17 protein-coding genes are annotated in these 20300 nt (G+C 66.8%); 8 read left to right on the forward strand and 9 right to left on the reverse strand.

Annotation, left to right across the window (positions count from 1 at the left end; genetic code table 11):
- Window positions 1–218: 218 nt before the first annotated feature.
- From DFR45_RS00795 to accD, 6 genes are all read left to right on the forward strand, one after another.
- Window positions 219–2870 carry a FimV/HubP family polar landmark protein gene (locus DFR45_RS00795; RefSeq protein WP_114481807.1) on the forward strand — a complete coding sequence of 884 codons (2652 nt, stop codon included), beginning with the start codon at window positions 219–221 and terminating at the stop codon, window positions 2868–2870.
- Between the two features lie 65 nt (window positions 2871–2935).
- On the forward strand, window positions 2936–3775 hold the full coding sequence (gene truA, locus DFR45_RS00800; protein WP_114481808.1) for a tRNA pseudouridine(38-40) synthase TruA: 840 nt from the start codon (window positions 2936–2938) through the stop codon (window positions 3773–3775).
- Entirely contained in the window at window positions 3772–4557 is a 786-nt protein-coding gene (locus DFR45_RS00805) for a phosphoribosylanthranilate isomerase (protein ID WP_114481809.1), read from the forward strand. Before truA ends, DFR45_RS00805 begins: the two co-directional genes overlap by 4 nt.
- Window positions 4535–5818 (forward strand): tryptophan synthase subunit beta, encoded by a 1284-nt coding sequence (gene trpB, locus DFR45_RS00810; RefSeq protein WP_114481810.1) that lies wholly within the window; start codon window positions 4535–4537, stop codon window positions 5816–5818. The genes DFR45_RS00805 and trpB overlap by 23 nt, the downstream gene beginning before the upstream one ends.
- Window positions 5815–6627, forward strand: coding sequence for a tryptophan synthase subunit alpha (gene trpA, locus DFR45_RS00815; protein WP_114481811.1), 813 nt, complete (start codon window positions 5815–5817; stop codon window positions 6625–6627). Before trpB ends, trpA begins: the two co-directional genes overlap by 4 nt.
- A 31-nt stretch (window positions 6628–6658) precedes the next feature.
- Entirely contained in the window at window positions 6659–7531 is an 873-nt protein-coding gene (gene accD, locus DFR45_RS00820; RefSeq protein ID WP_114481812.1) for an acetyl-CoA carboxylase, carboxyltransferase subunit beta, read from the forward strand.
- A 70-nt stretch (window positions 7532–7601) separates the two neighbouring features.
- On the opposite strand, the gene DFR45_RS00825 is transcribed toward accD, so the two are convergent.
- Window positions 7602–8153 carry a YggT family protein gene (locus DFR45_RS00825; RefSeq protein ID WP_114481813.1) on the reverse strand — a complete coding sequence of 184 codons (552 nt, stop codon included), beginning with the start codon at window positions 8151–8153 and terminating at the stop codon, window positions 7602–7604.
- 62 nt (window positions 8154–8215) lie between these two features.
- Between DFR45_RS00825 and DFR45_RS00830 the strand changes: the two genes are divergently transcribed.
- On the forward strand, window positions 8216–8851 hold the full coding sequence (locus DFR45_RS00830) for an LON peptidase substrate-binding domain-containing protein (RefSeq protein WP_114481814.1): 636 nt from the start codon (window positions 8216–8218) through the stop codon (window positions 8849–8851).
- 144 nt (window positions 8852–8995) lie between these two features.
- On the opposite strand, the gene DFR45_RS00835 is transcribed toward DFR45_RS00830, so the two are convergent.
- From DFR45_RS00835 to DFR45_RS00850, 4 genes are all read right to left on the reverse strand, one after another.
- On the reverse strand, window positions 8996–10837 hold the full coding sequence (locus DFR45_RS00835) for a polysaccharide biosynthesis protein (protein ID WP_114482168.1): 1842 nt from the start codon (window positions 10835–10837) through the stop codon (window positions 8996–8998).
- Window positions 10838–10842: 5 nt separating this feature from the next.
- Complete coding sequence (locus DFR45_RS00840) at window positions 10843–11436, reverse strand: sugar transferase (protein WP_114482169.1); 594 nt, start codon at window positions 11434–11436, stop codon at window positions 10843–10845.
- Between the two features lie 74 nt (window positions 11437–11510).
- Window positions 11511–12668 (reverse strand): DegT/DnrJ/EryC1/StrS family aminotransferase, encoded by a 1158-nt coding sequence (locus tag DFR45_RS00845; protein ID WP_114481815.1) that lies wholly within the window; start codon window positions 12666–12668, stop codon window positions 11511–11513.
- A gap of 51 nt (window positions 12669–12719) precedes the next feature.
- A complete protein-coding gene (locus DFR45_RS00850; RefSeq protein ID WP_199755291.1) occupies window positions 12720–15485 on the reverse strand; it encodes a type ISP restriction/modification enzyme in 2766 nt (921 codons plus the stop codon).
- On the opposite strand from DFR45_RS00850, the gene DFR45_RS14575 reads away from it, so the two are divergent.
- Window positions 15462–15944 (forward strand): hypothetical protein, encoded by a 483-nt coding sequence (locus tag DFR45_RS14575; protein WP_199755292.1) that lies wholly within the window; start codon window positions 15462–15464, stop codon window positions 15942–15944. The two genes, DFR45_RS00850 and DFR45_RS14575, sit on opposite strands and share 24 nt — an antisense overlap.
- A 98-nt stretch (window positions 15945–16042) precedes the next feature.
- Here DFR45_RS14575 and DFR45_RS00855 read toward each other — a convergent pair whose 3' ends face one another.
- From DFR45_RS00855 to DFR45_RS00870, 4 genes are all read right to left on the reverse strand, one after another.
- Complete coding sequence (locus tag DFR45_RS00855; protein WP_114482170.1) at window positions 16043–17110, reverse strand: glycosyltransferase family 2 protein; 1068 nt, start codon at window positions 17108–17110, stop codon at window positions 16043–16045.
- Between the two features lie 68 nt (window positions 17111–17178).
- Complete coding sequence (locus DFR45_RS00860) at window positions 17179–18267, reverse strand: glycosyltransferase (RefSeq protein WP_114481817.1); 1089 nt, start codon at window positions 18265–18267, stop codon at window positions 17179–17181.
- Window positions 18264–18923 carry an acyltransferase gene (locus tag DFR45_RS00865; protein ID WP_338324284.1) on the reverse strand — a complete coding sequence of 220 codons (660 nt, stop codon included), beginning with the start codon at window positions 18921–18923 and terminating at the stop codon, window positions 18264–18266. The genes DFR45_RS00860 and DFR45_RS00865 overlap by 4 nt, the downstream gene beginning before the upstream one ends.
- The gene (locus tag DFR45_RS00870) at window positions 18923–20257 is read right to left on the reverse strand and encodes a lipopolysaccharide biosynthesis protein (RefSeq protein WP_114481818.1); all 1335 of its coding nucleotides are present in this window, start codon (window positions 20255–20257) and stop codon (window positions 18923–18925) included. The genes DFR45_RS00865 and DFR45_RS00870 overlap by 1 nt, the downstream gene beginning before the upstream one ends.
- Window positions 20258–20300 lie beyond the last annotated feature (43 nt).

Consider the following 20300-nt stretch of genomic DNA (forward strand, 5'->3'; position numbering starts at 1 on the left):
CCGCAGGCGTTGCTGCCTGGCAACATCTGACATCGCCGCTGAGACCTGACATCCTCACGCGTCAAATGCAGATGCCAAGTATGCTTGTCAGTGCAATGCATTGCTGCTATGGTTCTTGCACTCCTTTTGCCTTGAAAAGCAGTGGTTTGCACTTTCTTGCGTGAAACCACCGCCAAAAGCAAAATCGTCCAACCCCATCACCTCTGGCGACCAAGCCCATGCACCGTTGGAAACTTTCTGCCTTGGCGGCCGCAGCCGCACTCTCGTTCGGCATCTATAGCAGCAGTGCATGGGCCTTGGCTTTTGGGCGATTGACCGTCCAGTCGGCCTTGGGTGAGCCTCTGCGGGCCGAAATCGAGTTGCCGCAGATCACCCCGGAAGAAGCCGACACCTTGCACGTCGGGCCGGCGGCGCCTGAGGTGTTTCGCGCTCAGGGCGTGGAGTTTTCTCCCCTGCTGAACGACATGCGCATCACGCTGCGCAAGCGTGCAGATGGCAGTGTGTATTTGCAGGTCACGAGCAATCGCCCCATCAATGAGCCCTTCCTGGATTTGGTCATCGATGCCTCGTGGAATGCGGGCCATCTGATACGCAACTACACCATACTGCTCGACCCCCCGGCACTGCGCCGCCCGGCGCCCGAAATCGGTGCTGCGGCACAAGTGGCACCGTCCTCCTCTGATGCCGGCCGCACCACGGCAGGCGTGACGAGCGCGCCAGCAACCCCTGCCGCTGCGGGTAGATCCACCACCGAACGCGCCGCGACCCGGCCGCGGGCGGCACAGGCAGCCCCCTCCCCAGGTTCGGTGACGCGCATTACCGTGCGCCCCGGAGATACCGCCGCTCGGATTGCCGCGGCGCACCGTCCGGCGAGCGTCTCGCTCGACCAAATGCTGGTCGCTTTGCTGCGCTCCAACCCCGATGCCTTCATTCAAGGCAACGTCAACCGCCTGAGGTCAGGCGCCGTACTGCAGTTGCCCGACGAAGCTACCGCGCAATCCACCCCGCCCAACGAGGCCCGCCAGCTCATTGCCGCGCAAAGCCGGGATTTCAACAACTTCCGGCGCAAACTCGCGTCCGCCGCCACCAAAACCGAAATCGCTCCCGCGCAGCGCTTTGCAAGCGGCAGCGTGCAAACGGCCGTCGAAGACAAAAAAGCTGCCGCCGCAAGTCCTGACAAACTGCTGCTGTCCAAGCCCTCCGCGCCCGGTCAACCCTCGGCAGAAGACCAGTTGGCCCAGGAAAAGCAAAAGCACGAAACCGCCGCAAGGGTGGCCGAGCTTTCCCAAAACATTGCCGAGCTCAACAAACTCAGCGCAGCTTCCGCGGGCGCATCCGCTCCCGCTTCGGCCGCAGCCCCCTCTTCCGAGCCAACGCCCGCAGGGGCCAAGGCATCCTCGCCCCAAGGCTTGGCATCGGGGGCCGTGACGGCCAGCGCCGGCCTTGCTCCGGCTGAACAGGCATCCGTCGCTTCGGCTGCCAGTGTGGCTGAAGCGGCCTCAGCCCCCGCATCCCGCCCCAAGCAGCCACCGGTACCTGCCCCGCAGCCGGAGCCGCAACCCGGCTTCGTGGCCAGCCTTTTCGAGGAGCCGCTGCTGCCAGCCGTCGGTGGATTGCTGGCCTTGTTGCTCGGCTATGGCGCCTACCGCATTGCACGCAAACGCTCCAGCCAAAAGGATTTCGCTGACTCCACCATCATGGAAAGCCGCCTGCAGCGTGATTCTTTTTTTGGCTCCAGCGGTGGCCAGCGCGTGGACACCACCCAAAGCGACCTGAGCACGGGGGCATCGTCCATGGCGTACTCGCCGAGCCAGCTCGACGCGGGCGGCGACATCGACCCTGTGGCCGAAGCAGATGTCTATCTGGCGTATGGCCGCGATATGCAAGCCGAGGAAATCCTCAAGGAAGCGCTGCGCCACCACCCCGAGCGCGTGTCCATCCATGTCAAGCTCGCCGAGATTTACGCCAAAAGACAGGATCGCAAAGCACTCGAGGCCGTCGCCACTGAAGTTTTCAAGCTCACCCACGGAGAGGGCCCCGAATGGGGACGTGTTGTGGATCTGGGCCGCGCGCTGGAGCCAGCCAACCCCCTGTATCAACCCGGCGGACGCCCCAAGACTGCAGAACAAGAAAGCTCTGCCCCAGGAGGGTTTCCCAACACCCTTCCCGGTGCCGCCGCAGTCAGTAGCGGCGCTCTGCCAGAGCTGGACCTGAACCTGGAGGAGGCAGATGTTGCAGGCATTGCGGCACCCGCACCTGCGCCTGCACCTTTGACCGCCGACTCGGCCCAGCCGCAAGTTCCGACCTCGCGGGCCGCACCAGAGATGCCCGAAAACAGCTCTGGATCGGGCGCAGAGGCACAAGAAGCCGCTGTTTCGTCAACCGTTTCGCCAACCGATTCCGCGCCGCCCCCGCCAAGCTTTGCCATGCCCCCAGCGCAAGAGCCCGGTCTTGCGCCCCAAACCCTTGCCCAAGCGCCAGCGCAAGAAAAAGCCCCCACCGAAGAACCCGTGCTGGCAGAACTCGACTTCTCTGGCGCGGATTTGCATTTGCCTGCACAAGCCCCCGCGCCGCTCGAAGAGGAAGCTCCCTCCGCGGAACTCCCGTCTTTGGAATTCGACCTTGGCGATCTATCGCTGGAACTCGACTCCAACACCGACTCAGCCACAACTCCCGCCCCTTTGATGGCAGCGAACGGCGCGCCTGAGTCAACGGCACAAGACCCGCTGGCCACCAAGCTCGCATTGGCCCAAGAATTCCACTCGATCGGTGACACCGAAGGCGCACGCCAGTTGGTCGAGGAAGTGCTCGCCGAAGCCTCTGGCCCGCTGAAGGAACGCGCACAACGCCTGCTGAATGAAATCGGCTGAGCGGCTGCCCTGACCTGTCCCATACCCAGGTACACGCTGCAAAACCGCTCCTGCCCGCTTGCCCGATGAGGATCGCGCTCGGCGTCAGCTACAACGGCCAGGCCTACGACGGCTGGCAGAGCCAGCCCTCGGGCAATACCGTGCAAGACAAGCTCGAAGTCGCGCTTGCGCGCTTTGCCGCGCAGCCCGAACCGGTGCGCACGCTGTGCGCGGGCCGCACCGATGCCGGCGTGCACGGGCTCATGCAAGTGGTGCACTTCGACACACCGCTTGCACGCACGGCGTTTTCATGGGTGCGCGGCACCAATACCTTTTTGCCGCCCGACATCGCCGTGCAATGGGCGCAACCCGTGCCCGACGCCTTTCACGCACGCGCCAGCGCCGTGGCGCGGCGCTACGCCTACGTGCTGCTGCAGTCGCCCGTGCGCCCCAGCGTCGAAGCCGGGCGGGTCGGCTGGGTGTTCCAGCCGCTGAACCTCGCCGCGATGCAGGAAGCGGCCGAGTACCTGCTCGGCGAGCATGACTTCAGCGCCTTTCGCGCCGCGGCCTGCCAGGCCAAGTCGCCCGTCAAAACCCTGCAGCGCATCGCGATCTCGCGCCGCGGAACATCCACGTCCGTCCAGGCCAAGGCGGATTCCGACACCGATTGGCAGCCCTGTTACTGGCGCTTCGAGTTCCAGGCCGACGCCTTCTTGCACCACATGATCCGCAACATCATGGGCTGCCTCGTCGCCATAGGCCAGGGCAGCCAGCCGCCGCAGTGGATGGCGCAGGTGCTCGCGGCGCGCTCACGCAGCGCCGCCGCACCCACCTTCGCACCCGATGGTTTGTATTTTCTGGGGCCGGTTTATGCGCCGCACTGGGGCCTGCCCGAGCGCAGCCCTGCGTATGATTGGCTGCCATGAGCTTCGCCCCCGAACAGACCCAAAAGCCCCAGCAGCCGCCACCCCCCAGCCGCCCCGCCGCACAACGCACGCGCATCAAAATTTGCGGCCTCACACGCGAGCAGGACGTGGATGCGGCCGTCGCCGCTGGCGCGGACGCGATCGGCTTCGTGCTCTACCCGAAAAGCCCGCGCTACGTGGCGCCCGAGCGCGCCGCGGCCTTGGCCAGGCGCCTGCCGCCCTTCGTGACGCCGGTGCTGCTCGTGGTCAACGAGAGCGCTTCTTTCGTGATAGCTGCTTGTGCGCTTGTACCGGGCGCCATCGTGCAATTTCATGGGGATGAGAGCGCCGAGGAGTGCTGGGCCGCGAGTGGCCACGGCAGCCGCCCTTACCTGCGCGCAGCGCGCATCCCTATCGGCGCGCAGGCCGCGCCATTCGACCTCGTAGAATACGCGCAGCAATATTCTCGCGCCCAGGCCATTTTGCTCGACGCCCAAGTCGAGGGCTATGGCGGCGGCGGCAAGGCATTCAATTGGTCACTCCTGCCACCAAACGTCAACGCTCACCTCGTTTTGTCTGGTGGACTCACGCCTGCAAACGTGACCGATGGCATCGCCCAGGTGCGCCCACGCTGCCTGTCGCTGGCCGTTGACGTCAGCTCGAGCGTGGAACAGGACGGCCCCGACGGTCGTCCCCTCAAGGGCGTGAAAAGCGCCGAAAAGATCCACCGCTTCGTTGCCGCCGTGCGCGCGGCCGATGCCCAACTTGCCTCCAAGAGCCATGTCCAGTTACCAACAACCTGATGCCTCGGGCCACTTCGGCCCCTACGGCGGCAGCTTCGTCAGCGAAACCCTGACGCACGCCATCGAGGAGCTGCGCCAAGCCTACGCGCGCTACCAGAACGACCCCGACTTTTTGGCCGAATTCCACTACGAATTGCGCCATTTCGTGGGCCGCCCCACGCCGGTTTACCACGCCGCGCGCACCAGCCGCGAAATGGGCGGCGCGCAGATCTACCTCAAGCGCGAAGACCTCAACCACACGGGCGCGCACAAGATCAACAACGTGATCGGCCAGGCCATGCTCGCGCGGCGCATGGGCAAGCAGCGCATCATCGCCGAGACCGGCGCAGGCCAGCACGGCGTGGCCACGGCCACCATCTGCGCGCGCTACGGGCTCGAATGCGTGGTCTATATGGGCGCCGAAGACGTCAAGCGCCAAAGCCCCAACGTCTATCGCATGAAACTGCTCGGCGCGACCGTGGTGCCCGTGGAATCGGGCAGCAAGACGCTCAAGGACGCGCTCAACGAAGCCATGCGCGACTGGGTCGCGAACGTGGACGACACCTTCTACATCATCGGCACCGTGGCCGGCCCGCACCCCTATCCCATGATGGTGCGCGACTTCCAGAGCGTGATCGGCAAGGAGTGCATAGAGCAGATGCCCGCCATGCTCGTCGCGCAGAACGCACGCTCGGGGCAGCCCGACGTGGTCGTGGCCTGCGTGGGCGGGGGCAGCAACGCCATGGGCATCTTCCACCCCTACATCCCGTTTGAAAACACGCGCCTGATCGGCGTCGAAGCTGCGGGCGCGGGGCTCGACACGGGCCGCCACGCGGCCTCGCTGCAGCGCGGCAGCCCCGGCGTGCTGCACGGCAACCGCACCTACATCCTGCAAGACGCCAACGGCCAGATCATCGAGACACACAGCGTCAGCGCGGGCCTGGACTACCCCGGTGTCGGCCCCGAGCACGCCTGGCTGCAGCAGATCGGGCGCGCCGAGTACGTGGGTATCACCGACCAGGAGGCGCTCGCGGCGTTCCACTACCTGTGCCGCACCGAGGGCATCATCCCCGCGCTCGAATCGAGCCACGCTGTGGCCTACGCGATGCAGCTGGCCAAGACCATGCGGCCCGAGCAATCCATCCTGGTCAACCTCTCGGGCCGCGGCGACAAGGACATAGGCACGGTGGCCGATCTTGGCGGCGCCGATTTTTTCTGCCGCCCGAGCTGCCAGGGGCAAAGCGTGAAAGGCAGCGAACACAGTGTCAAAGTAGCCAAATGAGCCGTATCGAAACCACTTTTGCCGCGCTGCAGGCGCAAGGCCGCAAGGCGCTGATCCCTTACGTGACCGCAGGCTTTCCGTTTGCCGACATCACGCCGGCGCTGATGCTGGGCATGGTCGAGGCCGGTGCCGACATCATCGAGCTGGGCGTGCCTTTTTCCGACCCCATGGCCGACGGCCCGGTGATCCAGCGCGCCGGCGAAAAAGCCCTCGCCCTGGGCGTGGGCATGGCGCAGGTGCTGCAGCATGTGCGCGAATTCCGCAAACGCAACGACAGCACGCCGGTGGTGCTCATGGGCTACGCCAACCCCGTCGAGCGCTACGACCAGCTGCATGGTGCAGGCGCCTTCGTGCGCGATGCGGCAGCCGCGGGCGTCGATGGCGTGCTCATCGTCGATTACCCGCCCGAGGAATGCGCCGAATTCGCCGCGCAGCTGCGCGCGCAGGGCATGGACCTGATCTTTTTGCTCGCACCCACCTCGACCGAGCAGCGCATGCAGCAAGTCGCGGCGGTGGCGAGCGGCTACGTCTATTACGTCTCGCTCAAGGGCGTGACCGGTTCGAGCGCGCTCGACACCGGCGCTGTCGAGCAGATGCTGCCGCGCATCCGCGAGCATGTGCACATCCCCGTGGGCGTGGGCTTTGGCATCCGCGACGCGGCCAGCGCGCAGGCGATCGGCCGCGTGGCCGACGCCGTGGTGATCGGTAGCCGCATCATCGAGCTGATCGAACCCCAGCCCTACGAGAAGGTCGTGCCGGTGGCGCGCGACTTTCTGCGCCCGATCCGCAAGGCGCTGGACGCCGCATAATCCGCATCCCCTGCCTGCAAAGGAGCACCCCATGTCCTGGCTCGAAAAACTCCTGCCCGCCAAAATCCAGCAAACGCCTGTCAAAGAACGTCGCCAGATGCCCGAGGGGCTGTGGATCAAGTGCCCGAGCTGCGAGGCCGTGCTCTACAAGACCGACCTCGAACACAACCTCAACGTCTGCCCGCAGTGCGGCCACCACCACCGCATTGGCGCGCGCGCGCGCCTCAACGCCTTTCTCGACCCCGAAGGCCGCTACGAAATCGGCCACGAGGTGCTGCCCGTCGACCCGCTCAAGTTCAAGGACAGCCGCAAGTACCCCGAGCGCCTCAAGGAAGCGATGGAGCAGACCGGCGAGACCGACGCTCTGGTTGTGATGGGCGGCGCCGTGAAGAGCATCAACCTCATCGCCGCGTGCTTCGAGTTCGAGTTCATGGGCGGCAGCATGGGCAGCGTGGTGGGCGAGCGCTTCGTGCGCGGCGTAGAGACCGCGATCGAGCAGAAAGTGCCCTTCGTGTGCTTCACCGCCACGGGTGGCGCGCGCATGCAGGAGGGCTTGTTCTCGCTCATGCAAATGGCCAAGACCAACGCCGCGCTGGGGCGGCTCGCGAAAAAGGGCCTGCCCTACATCAGCGTGCTCACCGACCCGACCATGGGCGGCGTGAGCGCGGGCTTTGCCTTTCTGGGCGACATCGTGATCGCCGAGCCCAAGGCGCTGATCGGCTTTGCCGGCCCGCGCGTGATCGAATCCACCGTGCGCGTGACCTTGCCCGAGGGCTTTCAGCGCGCCGAGTTCCTGCTGCAAAAAGGCGCGCTCGACTTCATCTGCGACCGCCGCGAGCTGCGCAACGTCGTCGCTTCGAGCCTGGCCATGCTGCAGCGCCTGCCAAGCGACGCGGTGGCGTGACGCGCCTCACCGCAAAGACTCCCGAAAGATGAGCTGCCAGCGCTTGCCCATCAAGCACTGACGGCCATTTTCACTGCATAAACACGCTGGCCTGCACATGCCCCAGCACGATCAGGGCGATCTGCAGCAGCACCAGCGCCACGAGGGCCGACCAATCCACGCCCCCCAGCGGCGGAATGATGCGCTGCAAGGGCCGCAGCACGGGCGCACACAGCCGCGCGACCACGTCGGCCAGCGGCGCGCGCGCCGGCATCCAGCTGAGCACGGCAGACACGAGCAACAAGCCCATGAGCCCCGTGATCGCCACGCGCACCAGGCCGAACAAGGCCAGCCACAGCAGCCAGACCCAGGCCACGCCCGCGCCCATGAGCAGCCACAGCAAGCCATACTGCGCCAGCTGCAACAGCAGCGCCGCCACCAGGCTGGCCCAATCCCAGCCACGCACCGCGCGCAGCACGCGCCGCAGCGGCAGCACCAGCCAGTCGGACAGCGCCATCACCACGCGCCCGAGCGGATTGGCAAACGATACGCGCTGCCACTGCATGTAAAAGCGCAGCAAGCACGCGCCCGTCAGCAGGCCGCCCACGAGGTCGAGCAAAAAAGTGGCGATTTCGTACAGCATGGACAACCCTGGAAAAGCAATTCTGCGCTGTGGGGAATGATAGCGGGCACAATGCTCGGCCCATGACCCAACGCCTCACCCTTTCGTCGCTGCCGCTGTTCCCGCTGGGCGCGGTGCTTTTCCCGGACGGCGAGCTGGCGCTGCGCGTGTTCGAGGTGCGCTACCTCGACCTGGTGCGCAAGTGCCAGCGCGCCGCGGCGCCGTTCGGCGTGGTCGCGCTGCGCGCCGGGCATGAGGTGCGCCAGGCCGGCGCGCCCGAGGAAAAGCTCTGCGAAGTAGGCACGCTCGCGCACATCGAACAGCTCCAGACGCTGCAGCCCGGGCTGATCAGCCTGCGCTGCCGCGGCGCCGAGCGCTTTCGCATCCTGCACTCTCAGCGTCTGCCACACGGGCTGTGGATAGCCGATGTGGAGCAACTGCCCGCCGACCCGTCCGTGGCGATTCCGCCCGACCTCGCGCACACGGCCACGGCGCTCGCCCAGCTGCAGGACACGCTGCGCGAGCGCACTGCGCAAGACGCCGTTGCGTCCCGCCCCACGGCAGCGCAGCTCAACGACTGCGGCTGGGTCGCAAACCGCTGGGCCGAGCTGCTGCCCGTGCCGCTCGAGCTCAAACAAAACCTAATGGCGCTGGACAACCCGCTGCTGCGGCTGGAGCTGGTGAGCGATCTGCTGCAAAAGCTGGGCATCGTGCAGTAGCTCCGCCCGGCGCAGCGGCTGAGGCTGTGTCTGCCAAGGCTTGCAATTTCGAGTGTTTTTGGCCTCTAGCCCTTACAAATTAAGCGCAGGTAGCTATGATTTTTGCATTAGCTGCAAGCGCAACCTCCGGGCCTGTGAAGCCCTTCAGCGCGGCCGGTATTCCGGCACCAGCGTCTGCAGCCAGGCGCGCAAGGCCGCGGCGTCGGGTGCGGGGCCGGCCTGTTGCAGCCATTGCTCGACCACCTGCGCGGCGAGCCCGCCGTCGGCGCCGAGCTTGGCCACGCGCAGCTTGGGGTGCGGCGTGGGTTCGGTGGTTTCGTCGTCGGCGAGCAGCTCTTCGTAGAGTTTTTCGCCCGGGCGCAGGCCCGTGAAGGCGATCGGCACCGCGTCCTCGGTCTGGCCCGAGAGGCGAATCATCATGCGCGCGAGCTCGACGATTTTGACCGGCTCGCCCATGTCGAGCACGTAAATCTGGCCCGAGCGCCCCATGAGCCCCGCCTGCAACACGAGCTGCGCCGCCTCGGGGATGGTCATGAAGTAGCGCACCATCTCGGGGTGCGTGACCGTGACGGGCCCGCCGCGCGCGATCTGCGCCGCAAACAGCGGCACCACCGAGCCGCTCGAGCCCAGCACGTTGCCAAAGCGCACCGCCACGCACTGCGTGCCCGGCCACTGCACCGCCACGCCCTGCAACACGCGCTCGGCGAGGCGCTTGCTCGCACCCATGACGCTCGTGGGGTTCACCGCCTTGTCGGTGGACACGAGCACGAAGCGCGCCGCCCCCACCTCGCCCGCCACACGCGCGGCGTGCAGCGTGCCGAGCACGTTGGTGCGCAGCGCCTCGACTTCGTTGCCGTCCTCCATCAGCGGCACATGCTTGTACGCCGCGGCGTGGAACACCACGGCGGGGCGGTGCTGCGCGGCAATGGCGCGCAAACGTTCGTATTCGCGCACATTGGCCGTGTAGTAGAGCCCCTGCATCTGCGGGTGCGTGGCGCGCAGCTCCTGCTCGAGCTGGTAGATGGCGATTTCGGACATGTCCAGGCACACCAGCCGCGCCACGCCAAAGCGCGCGATCTGCCGGCACAGTTCGGCGCCGATGGAGCCACCCGCTCCGGTGACGAGCACCGTCTGCCCCGCGAACAGCTCCGACAGGCCGCGCACGTCGAGCTGCACGGGCGCGCGGCCAAGCAGGTCTTCGAGCTGAACCTTGCGCGGGCGGCCCGCGCTGCCGGGCACGAGCAGCTCTTCAGGCGCAGGCAGGGTGAGCAGGTTCAGCCCCGAGCCCGACCAGCGCAGCAGCGCCTCGCGCCGCAGCGCCGCGCCCGGCGCGCTCGCAAGCAGCACCGTGCGCACCTGCGCGGCGGCGGCAATCTCGGCCAGAGCAGGCGCCGCACCGAGCACGGGCACACCTTGCAGCGTGCGCCCGGCGTCGGCCGCCTGCGCCGAGACGATGCCCACCACGCGCCAGCCCGCGATGCCTTTGAGGGTGCGCAGCGCTTGATCCGCCTCGTCCAGGCTGCCCAGCACGAGCAAAGGCTGGCGCGCGTCGGGGGTGCCAGCCGGCCTGCGCTCGCCCACGCTGCGCCACAGCGCACGCGCGCCGCTCAAGGCGACCAGTGCGAGCAGCGTGGCCAGGGGCAGCACCGCGCGCGGAAAATCCTGCACGCGCAGCCCCATGACCAGCGCCGTGGTCAGCACGCCGCCCAGCGCCACGCCCGCGGCCAAGCGGCGCAGGTCGGCCAGACCCACATGCCGCCACGACTGGCGCGGCACCTGCAGCAAAGCCAGCCCTGCCGCCATGCCCAGCAAGGCGAGCGGCGTGGTCTGCAGCATCTGCCCGAAGTAGCGCGCGGGCACTTCGAAATTGAAACGCAGCCAGTATGCGCCCCACCACGCGAGCGCGGTCAGCGCCAGGTCGGTGAGCCAGATCGCGCCCGGCACGCGCCGCAGCCAGGCGCCCAGGCGCAGCGGCAAAGACGCCATCGCACTCACCGCCGCAGCACGGCGCGCGCCGTGTCCCACAGAATGCGCAGGTCGCCGCGCAGGCTGCGCTGGGCGACGTAGTCGAGGTAGTAGCGCTGCTTGATCGGCATGATCTGCTCCACGTACACGCGCTCGGGGTCGGGCGCGGCGGCGAGCAGGCGCTCCTCATCGCGAAATGCGATGGCTGCGCGGTCGGTGATGCCGGGGCGCACAGACAGGATGCGCGCACGCACCTCGGGCGCGTACAGCGCCATGTAGCGCGGCACTTCGGGGCGCGGGCCCACCAGGCTCATGTGGCCGGCGAGCACGTCGATGAGCTGCGGCAACTCGTCGAGCTTGCTGCGCCGCAGCCAGCGGCCCACGCGCGTGATGCGCGCATCATGCGCCGCGGTGAGCTGCGGCCCCGCGCCATCGTGCAGGTGCATGGTGCGGAACTTGTGGATGCGAAACAACCGCCCGCCGCGCCCCACGCGCGTTTGCCGAAAGAACACCGGCCCGCGCGAGTCGAGCCGAATGACGAGCGCGATCACGCCCAGCAGCGGCAGCGCGAGCAGCAGCGCCGGCGTGGCCAGCAGCAGGTCGAAGCCGCGCTTGGCGATGTCGCGTGTCATGAAGGATGCGTGCGTGGCCGGGGTCGGAGAGTGCATGGCCGTGCGGATGCTGCTGGGCATGGTCAACGCACGCAAGCGTGCAGCGCGGCGATGACGCGGCCCTGCTCCTCGTCGCTCATCGCGGTGAACAGTGGAATGCTGAACATGCGCTGGTAGGCCGCATCGGCCACGGGAAACTGCGCGGGCGTGAGGCCGTAGCGGTCGCGCCAGTACGGCTGGCGGTGCAGCGGCACGTAATGCACGCTGGTGCCTATGCCCGCTGCAGCCAGCGCCTCTATCACCGCGTCGCGCGTCACGCGCGCGGCGTCTGACAGGCGCAGCACGAACAGGTGCCAGGCGTGCGTGTCGCCCGCGGGGGGCTGCGCGGGCAAGACGAGCGGCAGGTCTTGCAACTCGGCCAGGTACCGCGCCGCGAGTTGAGCGCGCCGCTGCACGAAGGCCGGCAGGCGCGCGAGCTGCACCCGGCCGAGCGCGCCGGCCATGTCGCCCATGTTGTATTTGAAGCCCGGCGCGACGATTTCGTAGTACCACGCCGGCGTGCGGCTTGAGAAGCGGTCGAACGCGTCGCGGCTGATGCCGTGCAGGCGCATCACGCGCATGCGCGCCGCGAGCGCTTCGTCGCGCGTCACGACCATGCCGCCCTCCCCCGTCGTGATGGTCTTGTTGGCGTAAAAGCTGAATACCGTTGCAGCGCTTGCCAACTGGCCGACAAGCGCTCCTTGAAAAGTAGCAGGCAGAGCATGCGCCGCGTCTTCCACCACGTGCAGGCCGTGGCGCTGTGCGATGCCAAAAATCGCGCCCATGTCGCACGCCAGGCCGCCGTAGTGCACCGGCACGATGGCGCGCGTGCGCGGCGTAATGGCTGCCTCGATGCACGCCGGGTCGATGTTGAGCGTGACCGGATCGACGTCCACCAGCACCGCATCGGCGCCCAGATAGCGCACCACCTCCACCGTGGCGGTGAAGGTCAGCGTGGGCGCGATCACCTCGTCGCCCGGGCCAATGCCGATCGCCTCGAGCGCCAGGTGCAGGCCCGCGGTGGCCGAGTTGACGGCAATCGCCTGCACGCCACCGCCGAGATAGGCGGCGAATTCCTGCTCGAAGGCCTTGGTTTCGGGCCCCGTGGTGACCCAGCCCGAGCGCATGGCACGTGCCACGGCGGCTATCTCGGCCTCGCCGATGTCGGGGCGGGCAAAAGGTAAAAAATCTGAAAAATTCATAATCAAATCAGACCTAAAGGAAGTCTGGTCAAGCGCAAGCAGCTATTACTTTCAGTGCAGTGGCCAGCCGCCTGCGGCGTCGATGGCGGCGTCAAGCTCGGCCTGGATCGCGAGCGTGCGCACTAGCGCCGCCAGCACGCTCTGATAGTGCGTGAGGTCGTCGTAACTCAGCGGTCGCCCCTTGCGATCTTTGAGCCATTTTTCGGCCACTCGGTAGCCGCCGATGTGCGTGTCCCACACCGCCTGCGGCACCTGGTCGAAATATTGCGCCTCATTGATCCACACGCGCCCCGCTGTGGCCCCAGCTTCGATGCCAAAGCGCACCTTCACCACCTCATTGCTGCCCGCCACCGGAAAGCCGGTGACGCGCGGCAGCACTTTTTGCAGGGTGTGCAACCCGATCAGCTCCTGCCCCAGGCGCACCAGCGTGTCGAACAGCGCCGGCTGGGCCGTCAGCGGCACGCGCGGAAAGTCGCGGCGCAAAAATTCGGCATAGCGTGCGCGATAGCCCGGCGTGTAGAGCACCGCGTACAGATAGGCGAGCGTATCTTCGGGACTGACGTTGCGGCCTTGCGCGGCCAGCAGGGCAGCGGTGAATTCTGGGGCGAGGTTGGGGCGTCTTTTTAATGCAAGCTCTTCGATAGGAATCTGCGATTCTCGGGGATAGATATATAACGGAGAAAGGTAGCTTCCATCATATGGGGTTGCCAGTTTGTGTTGCCCCGCCGGAAGGCGAGTACAAAACACAGAAAATTCTTCCTTGGTGCCTCTGGTCGTAATTATTGCAATATTTTCCTCGATCAAGTTATCATTGATCTCCGGCCTATGATAATCAAACGCATACGCCCCATACAACATCCAGCGAAAATCAAATGGCCTATAAATACAGCGTATCGGCCTATCACTCCTGGAATGCGCCAGCTTTCGAGCCAAATCCAGCTTCCAGTCCCGATTGTCAGTCAAACCATATTTTTCACGCAGCTCTTCGCTTGATATCTGAGGATCAGACAAATCAGACAATCGCCTTACAGCAGTTGATTCATCAAAAGCTATTGCAAAATTGTCTCTGTGTGAATTTGGGCCCAGGCGTGTAAGCGGCATTATGGAAGGAATTTTCCATCCTTCTTGATACTCAGACAACAAATCTTCATTTTGAGGTACAAAATAAAAATACGGTGATGCAGGAGCGAGTTTTTGCCAATCGCTGCTCTCGACATCCTGGCTTTCCAGCGCACGGTATTTGTCTTTGCGCAAACCATACAAGTCCCTGTGGAACACTTCGGCCAGCCGTGTCTTGAATGACCCGTCAGGATTCAGCGCGGGCGGGCCGCTTTTGGGTTTTTTGACGAAAATACCGATGGCCACGCCTTGCTGGATGTCGAAGACGTTTTCATCTTTGCCGCCGTCGGGCGCTTTTTCGCTTTTCTTGCTGTTGCCGTGCAAGTCGAGTACGTAAATTTCATCAAAACTTTGCATCAAACACTGGCGCATACCGCGGAACGTGGGATTGTCCAGATAACCGTGGTTGGTGACGAAGGCCAGCACGCCATGGCCGGTGCGTTCGATGCGCCACTGGGCAAAGCGGATGAATTTCACATAATCGTCGTTCAGCCATTTTGGATTGCGTTCACCCAGAGGCTTACCATCGACGGCGAAATAGTTACCAGTGAGCGCACCTTTATCGCTGATGTCCACGCCATGCAGCAACTGACGCATCCATTCGCCCTGATTGGCCGAATGCCCCGAATACGGCGGATTGCCCAGCACCACCATGACCGGCGCCTGGCGTTTGATGTCGGAGGCGGCCAGCGATTCGTCGGCCAGCCATTGGGTGAACAAGGGCAGGTTGGTAAGCTCGTGCGCTTCTTCGAGCGAATTGGTCAGGTACACGCCCAGGCGCTGGTCGGAAGCAAAGTCGTAACCACTGGCTTCGAGGGTTAGGCCCAGCTTCATGTGCGCGACGGCGTAGGGCGCCATCAGCAGCTCGAAGCCGAACAGGCGCGGCAGCAGGTGTTCCGCCACGTAGCCGGGCCAGGCGCCGTCGTTGCCGACGAAGTGCAGGCGTATCTGCTGGATGACGGCGTGCAAGAAGGTGCCGGTACCGGTGGCAGGGTCGAGGATTTGCAGGCGGTGCGTTTCGTGCTCCACGTAGCGTGAGAGGCCTTTTTTCGTCAGATCGGGCGGCGCCGGCACTTTGATGGTGGTTTTGCCTGCGTGGGCCAGCCCCTCGGGCATGGCGAAGTGTTTTTTGAGCAGCGCATCGACGCTGCGCACGATGTAGCCCACCACCGGCTCAGGCGTGTAGTAAACGCCACGCGCCTCGCGCATGGCCGGGTCGTAGGCGGCCAGAAAGGTTTCGTAAAAGTGCACCACCGGGTCTTCTTGCCGGATGGCGCGCCCGAAACTCTCGAGGATGGCGGCCATGTCGGCGCGGGCGAGCAGTTCAGCGAGTTGGTCCACCGCCCAGGCAATGCGGTCGTCGAGATCGGGGCCGGCGATCTGGTGGAACAGTTTGCGCAAAAACGGGTTGGTCTTGGGCAGTTGGTGCGCGGCGCTCTGGCGCGTGAAGCCGCCGCCAGCGGGCAGCGTACAGCGCGCAGCAAAGAGGCCGTAGCACAGCGTCTGGGCGTACATGTCGGCAAATTGCGCTGGGGTCAGCGTATCGCCCATCAGCACGTCGCGAAAGGCTTTGAGCTGAGCGTGTAGTTCGCCACGGGCGCCTTCGGCCTCAAAGGTTTTGGTGATCAGCTCGCGGATCAGGCGCCCCAGGCCCGCCATGCGCACGGCCAGGTCGTGGGGCGTGGCTTTGACGGGCATGTCAGCCTGCATGAAACGCAGCAGCAGTTGCGCCACTTCTGCCGCGGCGGCTTCGTTCCAGCGGACTTTGCCGTCTTTGTCGGGCCGCGGCAGACTGGCGCTGAGCTGGCATTCACCATCGACGAACCAGCGGAATTCGATGTAGTCGGTCAGGATCAAGTTGGGCAGCGACTCGCGGTAGCGGCGCAGTTGCGCGGATTCGGCAGCTTTGTCGAGATGGACGCCCACGTCCTTGGCCTCGACGTAACCCAACGGCAGCACGCCGCGCGTGACGATGAAGTCGGGCGCGCCGCAATCGATGCGCTGGGGCTCGTTGGTAGCTTGTACGGCGCCTTGGGCGTGCTTGCCTCCGCTCGCACTGGCTTGCGTGCCCACGGCTTCGAGCAGCGTCTTGAGCGCCGGGCGGTGCGTGTGCTCGGTGGCATTGCCGACCTTGAGCGCGGTGGCGATGGCCTCTAAATAGGGATGGAGCAGGCTCGCAGGGTTCATGGTTAAGTGTGCCTATAGCGCTTTATTCACCTGCGCTACCAGCTATTTTTTGGTTAGCAGCCGCAAGATCAGCGCGTGAGGTCTTGCATGGCGGGCCCCGTCTGGCGCTGCCACAGGATGTCGATCATCCCACGCCAGCTGCCCAGCCCGTAGCCAAGATGATAGGCGGCGATGACGGCCGGCAGGCGCCACAGCAAACCCCAGCGTGCGCCGCGGGGCGCCGCTGTGTCCTGCACTGCACCGCGCGCCGCCGCGAGTGATGCGCCGCCCAGGTACGCCGCATACGCGAGCAGCAAACCCGCCAATGGAGCATAAAAAAAGGGTAAAACCACGGTGGATACTGCCAGAGCAGCTACAAACATCATAGGAACAATCTGCCGCACCGAGCCCGGCTGGCCGTGCTTGCGCAGCACGAAGGGGCGCCAGTAGCCGTATTGGAACTGCTGGCGAAACAGCGCCCCGAGCGCGTCGCGCGGCACGTACCACGAGTGGATGCGCGCGCTTTGCCAGATGCGCCCGCCCTGGCGGCGCAGGCGCAGGTTGTGTTCGTCGTCCTGGTTGCGCACCAGGGTTTCGTCGAAGCCGCCCACGCGCGCGAACACGGCGCGCGGCCAGCAGCCCAGATAAACGGTATCGACCTCGCCCTCGTAAGCCCGGTCGCGCGAGCGCGCGCCGCCCACCACCCAGCGGCACTGAAAGGCCGCGGCGATGGCGCGGCCCCAGGCGCCCTGCCCGCGCGCGACCCACGGCCCGCCCACGTTGTCGGCGCCGCTGCGTGCAAGCGCGGCCAGGCATTGGGCCACGTAGTCGGGCGCGAAGCGGGTGTGCACGTCCATGCGCACGATGACCGCGCCGCGCGCCTGGGCCAGGCAGGCGTTCAAGCCGGTGGAGACGATGCGCTGCGGGTTGTCGAGCACGCGCAGGCGCGGCTCCTGCGCCGCACGCGCATCCAGCCGCGCGCGTGTGCCGTCGTCGCTTTGGCCGTCGGCCACGAGCAGCTCCAACTGCCAGCCTTCAGGCAAGCGCTGCGCGAGCGCCGCGTCGCACAAAGCGTCGATGTACGCGCACTCGTTGCGGCAGGGCACGATGATGCTCACGCAGCGCGCCTCGCCGGGCTCTGCGAGCTCTGGCAGCATGGGCGTGGCCGCGCGCGGGCCCGGCGCCGCCGGCTCCGCAAGGTGCGCGGGGTTTTCGGGCACGGCCATCACGGCAGGCGCTCCCCGGCGAGCAGGCGGCGGTACAGCGTGTCCATGGCGTCCATCTGCTGGCGCCGGTCGCCGTCGCGCGCAATGCGTGCGGCGTTTTGTGCGCCGAGTTGCTGCGCCTGCGCGTCGTCTTGCAGGCACGCGAGCCAGCGCTGTGCCAGCGCCGCTGCGTCGCCCGCGGGCACCAGGGCCTCGGCGGGCAGCCAGTCGCGGTTGGCGGGCAAGTCGCTGGCGATCACCGCCAGGCCGCAAGCCATGCTCTCGAGCACCGAGACCGAAGTGGCGTCGCTCTGCGGCACGCTGATCGACAGCTTGCAGCGCGCGAGCACCGCGGCCATGCCCGCGTCGTCGAGCCGGCCCTGGAATTGCACTGCATCTTGTAGCGCAAGATCGTTGACCAGAGAGCGCAAAGCACCCTCCTGGCTGCCTCCGCCGAGCAAGTGCAGGCGCGCTTCGGGGCGCACCGCGCGCACCTGCGCGAACGCGCGCAGGATCACGTCGATGCGGTAATTGGGCTCCCAGCTGCGCAGGCTCACGGCCTCGGCGGCGGGCTTGTCGGCCCAGGGCGTGGGCGCAAAGCGGCTGGTTTCCACGCCCCAGTGGATCAGCGCCCTGGGCACGCGCGGCGCGAGCTGCGCCGCCACGGCCAAAAGGTCGGGCGAGTCACCCGTGACCAATTGCGCGCGGCGCAGGCTCCAGCGCGTGAGCGCGCGCAGCAGCGCGCTCTGGCGCGGCGTCACGAGCAAGTCCGTGCCCCAGGCGGTCATCACCAAGGGCTTGCCCACGGCACTGTGCGCACGCGCCGCCAGGTAGCCGTAAGAAGTGACGTAGTGCGCATGCACGAGGTCGGGCCGCAGCGCCACGAGCGCGCGCCGCGCCGCACCCACGCGCCACAGCCAGTCGCGCGAGCGCACCACGGGCGCAAGCACGGTCTGCGCCACGCCATCGATCGGCTGGGGCCGCGCCGTGACGAGCGACACGCGCCAGCCGCGCGCCTGCATCTCACGCACCCAGCGCTGCACGTGCACGCTGGTGGCGTCGCCCAGCAGGGCGAGGTGCGGCGTGTTTACGGTGCTGCCCGCGCTCATGGCGTCTGCCTCACGGGCGCAGCCTCCGGGCCGCCGGTGCGGGTGAAGACAGGGGCAGCGGCGTCAGCATGGGCAGCGGCCAGCAGCGCGGCACGCCAGCGCGCGTAGTGCGCCGCCAGTTCAGGCTGATCGGCCAGCCAGCGCGCGTCGCCAGCGCGCGTGTCGCCCACCACTTGCGCGGGGCTGCCCGCGAGCACGGCAAAGTCCGGAAACTGCCCGCGCACCCGGCTGTGCGCCGCCACCAGCGTGCCGTGGCCCAAGGTGCTGCCCGCTTCGATGGTGCTGTGCGGGCCGATGAAGCAGCGCTCACCGATGTCGATCGGCTGCCGTATCACTGCGGCCTCGAGCGCCGCGCCCGACAAACCCGCCGCCACGCGCACCGCGCGGTGCGTGCTGTGGCTCACGATGCTCACGAAATTGGTGATTTGCGTGCCCCGGCCGATGCGCACACCGGCGCTGGCCTCGATGAAGTTGAAGTGGCCGATGAACACGTCGTCGGCCAGCTGCAAGCGGTCTTCATGTTCTATGCAGGTCGAGGGCGAAATGCGCGTGCCCGCCAGCAGCGCGCCGCCGCTGCGCTCGCCAAACAGCATGCGAAAAAACAGCAGGCGCCAGCAGCGCCGGCGCCAGCGGTTGACCCAGGCACGCACAGCCATCACGGCGCCGCCTCCGCCGCGTGGCCGGCCAGCATGGGAATGTCGCGCCAGCGCGCCAGGCGCCAAAAGTACCAGCCAAAGTACGGCACCATCACCGCCGACACCGCCCACGCACCCGCGCGCAGGCCGCCCCAGTGCAGCCCCAGCGCGAGCGCGAGCACGAAGGCCGCCTGCCCCACGAGCGCGAGCCGAAACGCCCAGCGCTGCGCCTGCCAGGCCATGGTGACCACCGCAAGTGGCGCGGCCACGAAATGCGCAGCAATGTAGGGCGCGAGTGCGCGCGCCACTTCGCCCGCCTCGCGCCAGGGCGCACCAAACACCCAGGCAAACAGCCACGGCCCGGCGAGCAGCAACACGGCCATCAACACCAGCGCCGGTAGCGCCAGCAGCACCATCACCTGCCGCACGCTGCGCCGCGCCTGCGCAGGGCTGGCCACGGCCAGGCGCGGGTACAGCGCCTGCGACACCGCGCTGCCCACCAACGTGGCCGGCGCCTTCAGATAACGCAGCGCCAGCCCCCACAGCCCCGCCGCCGCGTCGCCCGACCAGGCGATCAGCAGCGCCACGGCAAGCGCGTCCTGCAGCGTGCCCAAAAAAGCGTGCGGCGTATTGACCCAAGCAAAGTCCCGGTATTGCCGCGCCACGGCGCGCATGTGCGCGCGCAGCGCCGGGTCTGCGCGGCCCAGCACACTGCGCCAGCCGCCCGCAGGCGCCGGCTGCAGCAGCCACAGGCTGGCCAGCAACTGCGCTGCCAGCGGCGCCAGTACCAACGCCCACGCGGCCTGCGCCCCACTGGCTGCGCCTTGCCACAACCACAGGCCCAGTCCCACCTGCAGCGCGGCAGCGCCTGCGTAGTTGAGCACGCGGCTGGCCGCCAGCGCACCAAAGCGCTGCGCCCGGTTGGCCCACAGCATCAACACTTGCAGCAAGCCCGCCGTGCCCACGGCCAAAGGCAGCCAGTGCGGCAGCGGCAGCCAGCCGCCCGCATGCAGCAGCCAGGCCAGCGGGATGCTCAGCACCACCGCCACAGCCAGCAAGCGCAACGCCAGCGCCAGCAGCGCCTGCGCCGGCGCATCGGCCACGGCCAGCGGCAAGGCCTGCTCGTAGCGCAAACTGGCGGCCACCGCGAGCGACGCCGCAACGGTGGAAAACTGCGTGAACACGCCCATGGCCTGCGGCGTGAACAGGCGCGCCAGCACCGGCCCCAGCAGCAGCGGCACGAGCTGCGCCAGCGCGCCGCCGGCCAGCAGCGTCAAAGTGGCGCTGGCAAGCGTAGGCGCGCGCGTCGGCCCGGCCCCGGCACGCAGGCCGCCTAAAATCTGCGGTTTTCCCATCACATTCGACCCAAACACCGGCGCATTATCCCCGCCGGCGCTT

It is taken from the genome of Extensimonas vulgaris, assembly GCF_003337425.1.
Lineage (GTDB): Bacteria > Pseudomonadota > Gammaproteobacteria > Burkholderiales > Burkholderiaceae_C > Extensimonas > Extensimonas vulgaris.